8 protein-coding genes are annotated in these 12566 nt (G+C 49.0%); 7 read left to right on the top strand and 1 reads right to left on the bottom strand.

Translation table 11 applies throughout. The features are described 5' to 3' along the window. Positions 1–763 precede the first annotated feature (763 nt). From JOY44_RS16120 to JOY44_RS16090, 7 genes are all read left to right on the top strand, one after another. The gene (locus tag JOY44_RS16120) at positions 764–2275 is read left to right on the top strand and encodes a NarK family nitrate/nitrite MFS transporter (protein WP_242541793.1); all 1512 of its coding nucleotides are present in this window, start codon (positions 764–766) and stop codon (positions 2273–2275) included. 171 nt (positions 2276–2446) lie between these two features. Continuing rightward, the gene (locus JOY44_RS16115) at positions 2447–4003 is read left to right on the top strand and encodes a cation:proton antiporter (protein WP_171574657.1); all 1557 of its coding nucleotides are present in this window, start codon (positions 2447–2449) and stop codon (positions 4001–4003) included. 55 nt (positions 4004–4058) lie between these two features. After that, the gene (locus tag JOY44_RS16110) at positions 4059–5471 is read left to right on the top strand and encodes a chloride channel protein (RefSeq protein WP_197985491.1); all 1413 of its coding nucleotides are present in this window, start codon (positions 4059–4061) and stop codon (positions 5469–5471) included. A 96-nt stretch (positions 5472–5567) separates the two neighbouring features. Beyond that, positions 5568–6965 (top strand): cation:proton antiporter, encoded by a 1398-nt coding sequence (locus JOY44_RS16105; protein ID WP_171576044.1) that lies wholly within the window; start codon positions 5568–5570, stop codon positions 6963–6965. A gap of 160 nt (positions 6966–7125) precedes the next feature. Continuing rightward, positions 7126–7701: a GAF domain-containing protein gene (locus tag JOY44_RS16100; RefSeq protein WP_171574656.1), complete on the top strand. Its 576-nt coding sequence runs from the start codon at positions 7126–7128 to the stop codon at positions 7699–7701. Between the two features lie 29 nt (positions 7702–7730). After that, positions 7731–9068, top strand: a complete 1338-nt coding sequence (locus JOY44_RS16095) for a CmpA/NrtA family ABC transporter substrate-binding protein (protein WP_171574655.1) — start codon at positions 7731–7733, stop codon at positions 9066–9068. A 33-nt stretch (positions 9069–9101) separates the two neighbouring features. Continuing rightward, on the top strand, positions 9102–9947 hold the full coding sequence (locus tag JOY44_RS16090; protein WP_171574654.1) for an ion transporter: 846 nt from the start codon (positions 9102–9104) through the stop codon (positions 9945–9947). On the opposite strand, the gene leuS is transcribed toward JOY44_RS16090, so the two are convergent. Further along, entirely contained in the window at positions 9948–12533 is a 2586-nt protein-coding gene (gene leuS, locus JOY44_RS16085) for a leucine--tRNA ligase (RefSeq protein ID WP_171574653.1), read from the bottom strand. Positions 12534–12566 lie beyond the last annotated feature (33 nt).

Genomic DNA, 12566 nt, shown 5'->3' with positions numbered 1-12566 from the left:
CGATCAATGCGGAATTTACATGTATCTCGTGCTAACTCAGCACCTCTATGTCTTAAATCGTTACTACCAATACATTCATCCGACCCAATAATTTATAACTTAGTGTGAAGTTGATTGAGTGCCATCTATATCAGATCAATTTCACGCTAAATAACTGCGATCGAATTTCAATCCTTCGCTTTGCACCATTAGTCCGCTGCCATTAAAAAAACCTCGCTGCTATTGCTCTGAAGCAACCTACAGCAAGGTTGGTCTTTTTGTTTTCTAGGAATATCTTAATATGCTCCGAGAATTATTGTCATTTCGACATCCATATCGGATCTTGGACTTTGATTGGTTCGCAATTTTCTTAACGTTGGTCGGGTGGTTTCCTTTCGTCACGGTGATTCACGAAAATTTGTATCTCATGGTTGCTCCAGTAAAAGCAATCAGTTTCTGTAACCTGGTGTTGAGAAAGGCTACCAAGATGTTTGAGGAAAGTAGTGCCCGTGTTTTTGAGTCAGTTCCATTGATAGGAACTTCATACGACTCCATTACTGTTGCAGTTTGAATTGAACCGGTGATGAGATACGGGTCTGATTAAGTTTTTTATATCAAGCAGTCTTGGATAGCAGCGCGATTCTCTTTCAGAGATAGGTGTGAGCATGTCCTGACATTCCAGCATCTTTCTGAATCTGACTGGCGGTTGCTTATTTAGCGCAATCGCCTTGCCGGGTGCAGGAAATGTTTCTTGTGCAATTTTTTATTAGGAGGTATGAAATCCGTGGCTGGAATTTGGTCATTCACTGGGCGGAATCGCATCTTGCATTTCACTTGGTTTGCTTTTTTTCTGACGTTCGTGATTTGGTTTAACTTTGCCCCGTTTGCTACGGCGGTGAAGACTGAAATGGGTCTATCGGAAGCGCAAATGCGGACTCTGGCAATCTGCAATGTTGCCCTGACGATTCCAGCGCGAATCATTGTGGGTATGGTGTTGGATCGGTTTGGTCCACGCATTACCTATTCGTGCTTACTGGTCTATGCGGCGTTGCCCTGCTTTGCTTTTGCGATGGCACAGAATTTTGAGCAATTAGTCTACAGCCGTTTAGCATTGAGCGTTGTGGGCTGTGGCTTTGTGATTGGGATTCGGATGGTGGCAGAGTGGTTCCCATCTAGCGAAATTGGTCTGGCAGAGGGGGTTTATGGGGGTTGGGGTAACTTTGGCTCGTCGGCAGCGGCATTTACGTTGCCTGCGATCGCCGCTGCCACTACGTTCATGGCGGCAGGGCAACTCAACTGGCGGTTTGCGATCGCGGTTACAGGCGTTGTCGCTGCGTGCTATGGGGTCATCTATTTTCTGAATGTGTCGGATACACCGCCAGGGAAAGTCTACCAGCGTCCGCCCAGCAGTGCCGGGATGGAAGTCACCACTAAACGGGATTTCTGGTTCATGTTGTTGATGAACATTCCTTTAGTCGCTGCTTTAGGGGTGATTGCTTGGCGCTTGAATAGGGTGAAGTTCATTGATGCCAACACCTTTTCTGTAGTTTGTATTTTTCTTGTGGCGCTGTATGCATTCCAGGCTTATAACGCTTACAAGGCGAACAAGCCACTGATGACTGACAAGAAAAAATATGAAGCGGACGATCGCTATCGCTTTTCTCAAGTGGCAAATCTGGAACTCTCCTATGTTGCGTGTTTTGGTTCAGAATTAGCAGTGGTTTCCATGCTGCCTTCATTCTTTGAACGGGGTTATGGTCTGCCTGCTGCCCTAGCTGGCGCAGTCGCAAGCACCTATGCCTTTATGAATATTCCTGCTCGTCCCGGTGGTGGCTGGATTTCAGACAAGGTGGGTAGCCGTAAATGGGCACTGGTGGCAACATTGGGAGGCACCGGAATTGGCTATCTAATTTTTTCCAGCTTGGGGCAAGGGGTGCCGTTGCCAGTTGTGGTTGCAGCGACGATGCTGGCATCATTTTTTGTGATGGCGGCGGAAGGAGCAACCTTTGGGATTGTGCCGTTAATTAAGAGCCGAGTGACGGGGCAAATTGCCGGGAATGTCGGCGCGTATGGCAATGTGGGTGCTGTCATTTATCTAACGATCTACAGCCTTTTGCCTGCGGGAGCAGCCAGCGATCGCACGTTCTTCAACATGTTGGGAGTCGTGGCGTTGATGGTGGCGTTTGTCAATGCCTTCTTCTTAAAAGAGCCAACTGGATCTCACGATGACGAACCTGTCGAAGCAGTCTCAGACACGATGATTTCGGCAATGCCAGAAGATCGCTATCGCCCCTAGTAGGCAATACTTTTGGATTGATTCGGCAGGTGCTTAAAGAATTAAATCTTGAGGGGATATGGCAGTGCAACATCCCCTCAAGAAAACCAAAATAATTTGTTCGCACCTTGATTTAGCGACACCAAAAATGAATAGAAGTCGGAAAGTTGTTAATTAATTGGACAATTTTCTATGAGCCTCTTAACGAATGCGGGTGATTTAGCAATCAAGAATGATTTAAAGCAATTCTTGATGGTTTTACTAGTCGCGCTCAGTGCTGCTATTTTGCCCAAGATTGTGACTTCGCTGCGTCAATTTCCTTACACGCTTTTGCTAGTTATTGTTGGCTTAGGACTGGCGCTGTTGGATGTTCGGTTGATCAGTTTATCGCCTGGAATGATTCTGCTACTGTTTCTGCCTCCACTGCTATTTGAAGCAGCTTGGAATATGAAATGGGAAGATTTACGGCAAGAAGTGATTCCAAGTGGCTTGTTTGCGATAGGTGGCGTGTTTGTGTCGATCGCAGGCGTGGGTTGGGCGCTGCATCAATGGGTGAGTGTTCCCTGGATCACTGCATTATTAGTTGGGTCATGTTTATCTGCAACTGATTCTGCGTCTGTGATTGGGTTGTTTCGTGAACTCGGAGCCGGAAAGCGACTGACCACGTTGTTAGAAGGTGAAAGCCTATTCAATGATGGGGCATCGGTGGTGGCATTTGGGGTGCTAGTTGAGTTGGCGGTCGATGCTCATCCAGTTGATAGTTCAACGATAATATTGCACTTTTTAGTCGTCACTAGCATTGGCTTAGGCGTTGGCGGATTGATTGGCGCTTGTATTGCCTTTTTAGCACAACGCTATACGCTATCTTGGGTCGAGCAATCGCTGACGCTCGTTACTGCTTATGGCACCTATTTGCTGGTGGAGGAGTTAGGTGGTTCAGGTGTGATTGGTGTAGTGGCAGCAGGTTTAATGCTGGGAAATTTCAGTTCACTGCCTGGAGTGCCCCCCATTAAACGGGCGACGATCACCGAGTTTTGGGAGTTTCTTGTTTTTTTCGTCAACTCAATCGTGTTTTTGCTGTTGGGCGATCAAATTCAACTGCCGCGATTGATACAGAATTTTGAAACCACAGCGATCGCAATTCTGGCGATTGTTGTGTCACGGGCGATCACAATTTATGGATTTAGCCTGATTAGCGGGTGGCTGACAAAGACAACTATTTCACTGCCTGAGCAAACAGTCATTTGGTGGGCAGGATTGCGAGGAGGAGTATCGATCGCGCTGGCACTGAGCATTCCGGTTGCGGTTGTGGGGCGCGAAGAAATCATTGCAAATTCCTTTGGTGTCGTATTGTTCACTTTGTTAGTTCAAGGCTTAACGACAAAGACGCTGCTAGAAAAGCTGAATTTGCTAGAAGATCAAACTCTGCATCAACAATATTTAGAGTTGATTGCCCGCAGAGATGCCTTGCAGCAAGTGCTCAATCACTTAGATCAAACAGAATTGCAATCTGCGATTGAACCTGCTTTACATCACTCTCAAATTGAGTTTCTGAAGCAAAAATTTCAGCATATTAAACAAGAAATTGAATTAATGACAACACAATACTCTCAATTAAAAGCGTTTAATCTACAACAACATCAAGAGAAACTGCTAGCGATTGAAGCAGATACCTACGCAAAGTTTATTCAATCAGGCTTATTAAAGCAGCCACTGACATCAATCGTGCAAACAGCTTTTGATGCCTAATATCTGATGTCTTTCGCTTATCCATTTCGCTTTGCTTAATTGCAGGAGATGACTAATGCCGCTAACGTCTCACGATCCATCAATGGTTGATATAGCTGATGCAACCCCCATGAGCGGGGCTATGGCTCCTGTTGTCCGTGACTTAACCTATGCTCAGGTTATCTTCTGGGCTGCCGCGATCGGCATTGCCGGAGGACTGGTTGCCACTGTTTACTATTACCTGATAGAAAGCTCGATGCATCTCGTTTGGCAGCAAGTGCCAGAGATGCTGCAAGCCCAGTTTTCTAGCGACGCTCCGGCAAAAAACTTCTTCGTTAAAAACTATGTGTGGATTGCTGCCACGATCGGCGGCTTGCTGGTGGGGTTGTCGCTCTATTTTATGGGGCTGCCTGGAGAAGTTGCCTTTGTGGTTGATAAGGTACACGACCCCGGACGCATCGATATGAAGCAGACTCCAGCCATGATTGTGGCATCGCTATTTTCGATCGTGGCAGGCGGTAGCGCGGGACCGGAAGCGCCCTTGGTGCAGGTCAATGGCAGCATTGGCGGCTGGATTGGCACCAAGATGAACTTGTCGCTGCCCACAGTTCGCATTCTCACCTTTTGTGGCATGAGTGCGGCACTCGGAGCTTTCTTTGGGGCACCTTTGGGCGGGGCGCTGTTTGCGTTGGAACTTCCCCATCGGCGCGGCTTGGAATATTACGAAGCAATCATTCCGGCAGTGCTGTCTGCTATTTTGAGCTTTACCGTATTTCGCTTTACGACTGGGCTGTCGATCGGCGGCATGTATCACTTTGACTCGATTCCGCCGATGACGCTGACGAATCTGATGGAAGGAGCGATTTTGGGAGCAGTGGGCGCGGCGGTGTCGCTGCTGTTTGTGTTGATATTTCGCGTGGTGGGCTATTTGACTGCCCCACTACATCACCAAACGATTTTTTTGGCAACGCTGGGCGGTTTATCGATCGGACTGATTGCCCTGGTGTTTCCCCAAACGTTGTTTTTTGGCGAAAAGCAAATTGACACCATTATTGAGCATGGAGCAACTTACGGAATTGCGCTATTGCTGATGATTGGGCTGGCAAAAATGTTGGCAATTAGCTGCACCCTCCATTCTGGCTTTCGGGGAGGCTTCATTTTTCCGCTGTTTTACATTGGTTCAGTTGTGGGCTTAGCGATCTCACTGGGCTTTCCCCAAATCCATCCGACTCTTGGCATGGTGTGTTTGATGGCGGCAGTGAATGTGGCAGTTACCAAAACGCCCGTCAGCACCACGGTGATTCTCAGCGTGATTGCCGATACTTCAATGGTTCCGGTGATTGTGATTGCGAGTTTTACCAGTTTCTTGCTCACCACTCAAGTTTCGCTGATTGGCACCCAGCGATCGCGCATGGTGCCAGCGGGAGAATATCAGCCCGCAGTCAGAGATCGCCCAGCGATCAGTTTTGGGGTAGCTGAACAAACATAATTATCTCTTCAGAAAACCTGCGTAGGAACATTGACAGTGAACATCATAAACGCGATCGTCTCATCCACTCCATTGAGCTTTCATCTATCTGATCGAATGTCTCCACTCTTGGCAACGACTACTGCTGAAATCAGTCCCATCGTACTGGCAAGCGTGTTACTAAGCCTGGTCGTTGTTTATATAGCAAGTAAACTGGGCGGAGAAATCAGTGCCCAGTTCAATCTGCCGCCGGTGTTGGGAGAGCTAGTGGCTGGAGTGATTGTAGGAGTTTCCGCTCTGCATCTGTTGATGTTTCCCGCCGTGGGCGAAAGCGGTAGCCACTCGGTATTGATGAGCCTGATGCAAACCACCGGCTATCTCAATCCAGACGCATTGACCCAAGTTTTCCAATCCCAAAGCGAAGTACTCAGCGTTTTGGCAGAGGTTGGCGTGGTGATCCTGCTGTTTGAAATTGGCTTAGAGTCCGACTTGACTGAACTGCTGCGGGTGGGCGCACAAGCAACGATCGTAGCAATCGTGGGGGTCGTCGTTCCCTTTACCTTGGGCACTGCTGGATTAATGCTGCTGTTCGGAGTTCCAACCGTGCCTGCCATTTTTGCCGGCGCTGCGCTAACCGCAACCAGTATTGGCATCACGGCAAAAGTGCTAGCCGAAATTCAGCGGCTCAAATCTAGAGAAGGACAGATCATCATCGGCGCGGCGGTGATGGATGATGTACTGGGCATTATTGTGCTGGCAGTGGTGGCAAGTCTCGCCCGTGATGGGAAAGTGGAAGTTAGCAATGTCCTCTATCTGATCGTCAGTGCCGCCGCCTTCTTAGTCGGAGCAATTTGGCTAGGGCGGTTGCTGAGTCCGCTGTTTGTGGCATTGGTCAACAAAATGATTACAAGGGGGCAACTGCTGCTAGTTTCCTTGACGTTTGCCTTCATTCTTTCCTATGTCGCTGCCGCGATTCACCTAGAGGCAATTCTAGGAGCCTTTGCCGCAGGGTTGATTTTGGCAGAAACCGAGAAGCAGGAGGAATTACAGCAGCAGATTACGCCGATCGCAGATATGCTTGTGCCTATTTTCTTTGTGGTGGTGGGGGCACGGACTGATATCAGCGTTCTGAATCCTTTTGTTCCTGAGAATCGTGAAGGTTTGATCATTGCAGCTTTTCTATTAGGCGTAGCAATTTTGGGCAAAGTGGTGACGGGTTGGAGTGTGTTTGGGCAACCCGGAATCAATCGCTTGGCGATCGGGGTCGGGATGGTGCCTCGGGGTGAAGTCGGGTTAGTGTTTGCTGCTGTGGGAACTGCCAGTGGCGTTCTCAGCGACTCTTTGAATGCAGCCATCATTGTCATGGTGATTTTGACCACATTTTTGGCTCCGCCACTGTTACGTGTCGTGTTCGATCGTGCCGATCTTCCCGTTGAGGATTTGCCTGCTGGGGCTAGCGATCAATCCGAAGGACTGCAAGAGGCTCAGTTGCCAGCGCTTAAACCTGTTGAATAAACTTTATGAGCAATAGTGAAACTCATGCGGACAGAGCTTTCAGAGATCTGAAAATCGGGCTGTGATGTTCTCGCCCTAAGTCTTTAACGGTTTCTTGTCTCCTTTCTTGCCGATGAAGTCTCACCGATATCCCCCTAATCATGAGTTTTGACACGTTCCTATGACTCACTATTCTTTCAGCCAATTTGAACCAGACATTCTTGCGCAGCCGCTTTCCCTGATTCAGCCGCTTGATTCAACCTCAGATGTTGTCGCTGCACTGAATATATTACTGGTTTCTATCTGTGACAAAACGGAGTGGGAGTATGGTGAATCTTGGCTCCCGAATGCGACTCACACTCTTCTAGAACTGAGTCCTGCTTGGTACATTAATCGCACACTAACGATGAATCAAGCGATTCTCTGGATGCAGTTTCAAGTTTGGAGTAGGGCATTTGGGCTTCGTCTCAGCGAAGGAATGCCAGGGCGAATCTGGCATTTTCAGAAACCTGAATGGCTTGAGGACGTTTCGGCTCAATCAGAAACATGTTTTTTGAGGAATCAAATTGCGAAAGTGTTGAACGTAAAAGCTGGGTTTGGTGTCCCTATTCTGGTGAGTGCTCAGGTGCTGGCTGTGGTTGTTTTTTTCATGTCCAAAACGCGATCGCCTGATCCGCCGCTGATGGCGCAAACTCAAGCGATCGTCAGAAACTTTCAATATGAATTTTCAACCCGAATGAATTACGGATCTGTTTGATTGAGTTATATCCCACTCCAGAAGCTGGCATGACGTACTATTCGAGGCGCAAGTTTATCCTGATGGCGGGAGCCACAACTGCTGGAACTCTCTTGACCCACGGCTGTGCGGCGAATCAAAACGGGCAAACGCTGCGATCGCGGCTTGTGGTGAATCACACCACCTCTGATACACCCGAAACCGCTATAGCATCCTTGGGTTTCATTGCCCTCACCGATGCCGCCCCCTTGATTGTGGCGCAAGCAAAAGGCTATTTCACCCACTATGGCATGACGGATGTTCAGCTTGTCCGGCAGCCATCTTGGGGCGCAGTCCAGCAAAACCTCAGTTTGGGGGCTGCCAACGGCGGCTTGGATGGAGCCCATTTGCTCACGCCCATGCCCTATCACCTATCCGCTGGCAAAATGCCCGATGGCAATCCGGTGTTGATGTATATCCTGGCGCGGCTGAATGTGAATGGGCAAGGGATCTCTTTGGCAAATATCTATCGCGATTTGGATGTTGGGATTGATAGCTCCAATTTGAAAGAGAGTGTTGAGCAAGCAAAAGCTGGAGGTCCAGGGATGCGGCTTAAAATTGCCGTCACCTATCCCGGTGGCACCCATGACCTATGGATGCGCTATTGGCTGGCAGCCGGGGGAATTGATCCAGATACCGATGTGTCGATGTTTGTGGTGCCGCCGCCGCAAATGGTCGCCAACATGAAAGCCGGAACTATGCACGCTTTTTGCGTCGGTGAACCCTGGAACGCTCAATTGATTCGAGAAAATCTAGGATATTCTGCCCTCGTCACGGGTGAACTGTGGCGCGATCATCCCGAAAAATCCTTTGCGATGCGGGCAGATTGGGTTGATCGCCATCCCAAGGCAACCAAAGCGCTGTTGATGGCAATTCAGTCGGCGCAGATCTGGTGCGATCGCCCTGAGAACAAAGATGAAATGTGTCAAATCATCGCCGCCAGTCAATATCTCAACGTGGCAATTGATGCGATCGCCCCTCGGACCAAAGGCATAATCGACTACGGCAGCGATCGCGTCTCTCCCACCAGTTCCTATGCCATGAAGTTCTGGCAAGATAACGCCTCCTATCCCTTCAAAAATCATGACCTGTGGTTTCTCACTGAAAATATGCGCTGGGGCTACCTACCCCCCGACACCGATGTGCAGGCAATGGTCAACAACGTCAACCGCGAAGATTTATGGCGAGAAGCCGCGATCGCCCTTTTCCACACCACCTCTCAGTCCATTGCCATTCCTCAAACAACCTCACGCGGCATTGAAACCTTCTTCGATGGCAACCAGTTTAACGACAAAAAACCGATGGAATATCTAGCCTTACAATCAATTAAAAAACTCGATAAAACCTAATCAATTCAAAGCTCAAAACAAACTGGGTCAATCATGGTCAGTATCAAAACCCATAAACTCAAACAGCAGATTTATAAAGTCATCGAAGTCACCCACCATGATGACCGACCGGGCAAGCTGTTTGATACATTCATGATTGTCCTGATTTCTCTGAATGTGTTGGCGTTTACTTTTGAAACCGTTGACAGTGTTTCAATTCCTTATAAAAGCTATTTCAATGATTTTGAAACGATTTCTGTAATGATTTTTACTCTTGAATATGGTTTTAGAGTGTGGACTTGTACCCTCAGCCCTCGCTATCGTCACCCGGTTTTAGGGCGCTGCAAGTTTATCCTCTCACCCTTAGCCATTGTTGATTTCATTTCAGTTCTACCTTACTACCTATTTTTAGTCTTTCCTAACTTAGTGTTTGTGCGAGAACTGCATTTATTACGACTAGCACGTCTGTTTAAAATTGGGCGTTACTCTGAGTCAATGCGAACTCTGGGCACAGTGATTTCCTCAAAGCGTGAAGACCTATTTTCAGCATTATTTACCGTCTTTACCTTATTGATGATTTCCTCAAGCTTGATGTATTATGCCGAACACGCTGCCCAGCCCGATCGCTATCCCAACATTCCCGCCTCAATGTGGTGGGGCATCATCACCCTCACCAGTGTTGGCTATGGCGATGTGGCACCGATTACGGCGATCGGCAGACTTTTGGGGGGCATCATTGCAGTGCTGGGCTTAGGTTTAGTGGCATTACCCACAGGCATTATCGCCTCCGGTTTTGCCGAAGAAGTGGAAAAAAAACGGGCACATCTCCGGCGCTTTTGTCCTCATTGTGGCGAAGATCTCGATCAGCCCCACCAAAAAATCGGAATGAATGAACAATAATCACACGACAACAAAGTTCACCAGCTTTCCAGGCACTACAATCACCTTTTTGATCTCCTTGCCGTCAAGGTAGCGTTTTGCCAAGTCGGAGTCCCGCGCATATTGCTCTAGTTCCTCTTTGGTCGCCTGGGCAGGAACTTGAATGGTGCCCTTTGTCTTACCCAAAACTTGGATCACTAGAGTAATTTCGTCGGCAATTAACGCCGACTCATCCACCACCAGCCAGGGTTGAGTATGAACTGACTCTACATGTCCTAAATGGTGCCAAAGTTCCTCCGCCATGTGAGGCGCAAATGGGGCAAGCAATTTGGTCAGCGTCTCAATGCCTTCTGCATACACAGGCGACTCTTTGCACGGGGCATCGGTCAGCGCATTGCTCAGCTTCATCATTTCCGACACAGCCGTGTTGAACTGATACTCGTCTGCCAAATCTTCAGTAATCGCTTGAATCGCAATGTGAATCGCACGACGCAATTCTTTTTCGGGTTTAGAGAGTGCAGAGTGCAGAGTGCGGGGTGCGGAGTTGCCTGCTGTTTCTTTCCCTGTTTTCCATTCTGTCACCAGCCGCCAAACGCGATTCAGGAAGCGAAATTGTCCTTCTACGTCTGCGTCTTCCCATTCCAAATCTTTTTCAGGCGGCGCTTTGAACAGAATAAACATGCGGGCGGTGTCTGCCCCATACTTATCTATTACATCGCCAGGAGCCACGCCGTTGTGTTTAGACTTGGACATTTTTTCGTAGACCACTTCCAATGCATCTCCCGTTTCGGGATCAACAGGATTTGTCAGGTCGGCAATATGAACTGCCAGTACATATTTGCCTGTCTGAGAATTCTTGTAGGTTTTGCCCTGCACCATGCCTTGGGTCAACAAGCGCTTGAAGGGTTCGTCAAAGTTGAGCAAGCCGCGATCGCGTAATACCTTAGTGAAAAAGCGGGAATACAGCAGGTGTAAAATCGCGTGTTCAATGCCACCGACATATTGATCGACGGGCAACCAATCGTTGGCGATCGCAGGATCAAATGCCTGTTGGTCATTTTTAGCATCGGGATAGCGCAAAAAGTACCAGGATGAATCAATGAAGGTATCCATGGTGTCGGTTTCCCGCTTGGCAGATGTGCCGCAGGTTGGACAGGGCACATTAATCCAGGATTCTAACTGCGCCAAGGGAGAGGCTCCCCGTCCTGAAAACGCCACATCTTCCGGCAATTTCACGGGTAGGTCAGCATCTGGCACAGGCACCGCGCCGCATTTGGGGCAATGGATAATTGGAATGGGAGCGCCCCAGTAGCGCTGGCGGGAAATCAGCCAGTCTCGCAGCCGATAGTTGTTCGTTCCATTGCCTTTGCCATTTGCCTCTAGCCACTGCACAGCCGCTTCCACGCTTTGCCCTGCTTCTTTGCCAGCGGGAATGCCATTCAACGCGCCAGAATTGACGATTACGCCACCGCCCACATGAGCAGCCGTCATCGTTGCACTATCGAGAGTTTCGTCCTCTGGCTGTACTACCACTTTGATTGGCAGGTTGAATTTTTTGGCAAACTCAAAGTCACGGGGGTCATGGGCGGGAACTGCCATGATTGCCCCGGTGCCGTAATCCACTAGCACGTAGTCGGCAATCCAGATGGGCACTTGCTCGCCATTCACAGGATTGATTGCATAGCTACCTGTCCACACGCCCGTCTTTTCCTGTCCCTCTGCCATGCGATCGAGGTCGCTTTTTTTGGCTGCGGCGGCTTGGTAAGTTGCGATCGCCGCTGCCTGTTCCGGTACGGTGAGCTTCTCGACTAAAGAATGCTCTGGCGACAGCACCATAAAGGTAGCTCCCCACAGGGTGTCGGGGCGCGTGGTAAAGACGACTAACTGATCGCCGCCCTCGGTGGTAAAAGTGACCTGTGCGCCGATAGATTTGCCAATCCAGTTTGCCTGCATCAGCCGCACTTTTTCGGGCCACCCGGTAAGTGTGTCTAAGTCGGTCAATAGCTGTTCGGCGTAGTCAGTGATTTTGAAGAACCATTGACGCAACAGTTTGCGCTCGACTACAGCACCCGATCGCCAAGATTTGCCTGCACTATCCACTTGTTCATTCGCCAAAACAGTCTGATCAATCGGGTCCCAATTGACTGTGGCTTCTTTTTGATATGCCAATCCTGCTTTAAAAAACTCTAGAAAAATCCATTGCGTCCAGCGGTAATAGTCAGGCGAACAGGTAGCAACTTCCCGATCCCAATCGAAGGAGATGCCTAACTGATCGAGCTGCAATCTCATCTGGGCAATATTTTGATAGGTCCACTCAGCAGGCTGAGTGTTTCGTTCGATCGCCGCATTCTCCGCAGGTAATCCAAAGGCATCCCAACCCATGGGATTTAGCACTCGAAACCCCTGCATCCGCCGCACCCGCGCAATCACATCGGCGATCGTATATACCCGAACATGCCCCATGTGCAGGTTGCCCGACGGATAAGGAAACATAGACAGTGCATAGAACTTAGGCTTGCTCAGGTCGTTTGAAGTTTGGTGCAGCCCTTGTTCAATCCATGCTTTTTGCCACTTTTCCTCAATCTGTGCGGGGGTGTAACGATCCACAAACTCAGCTCCTGCCAATAACTTGCCTAACTC

The organism is Leptolyngbya sp. Cla-17 (genome assembly GCF_016807185.1).
Classification (GTDB): Bacteria; Cyanobacteriota; Cyanobacteriia; order Leptolyngbyales; family Leptolyngbyaceae; genus ULC077BIN1.
Note: the sequence above shows the minus strand (reverse complement) of the source record. Positions and strands in the feature narration are given on the sequence as shown.

Excerpts from the sequence above, each read along its gene's own strand:
- JOY44_RS16100 (WP_171574656.1), top strand. The coding sequence starts at position 7,126 with ATGACTCACTATTCTTTCAGCCAATTTGAACCAGACATTCTTGCGCAG.
- JOY44_RS16110 (WP_197985491.1), top strand. The coding sequence starts at position 4,059 with ATGCCGCTAACGTCTCACGATCCATCAATGGTTGATATAGCTGATGCA.
- JOY44_RS16095 (WP_171574655.1), top strand. The coding sequence starts at position 7,731 with ATGACGTACTATTCGAGGCGCAAGTTTATCCTGATGGCGGGAGCCACA.
- JOY44_RS16105 (WP_171576044.1), top strand. The coding sequence starts at position 5,568 with ATGTCTCCACTCTTGGCAACGACTACTGCTGAAATCAGTCCCATCGTA.
- JOY44_RS16090 (WP_171574654.1), top strand. The coding sequence starts at position 9,102 with ATGGTCAGTATCAAAACCCATAAACTCAAACAGCAGATTTATAAAGTC.
- JOY44_RS16115 (WP_171574657.1), top strand. The coding sequence starts at position 2,447 with ATGAGCCTCTTAACGAATGCGGGTGATTTAGCAATCAAGAATGATTTA.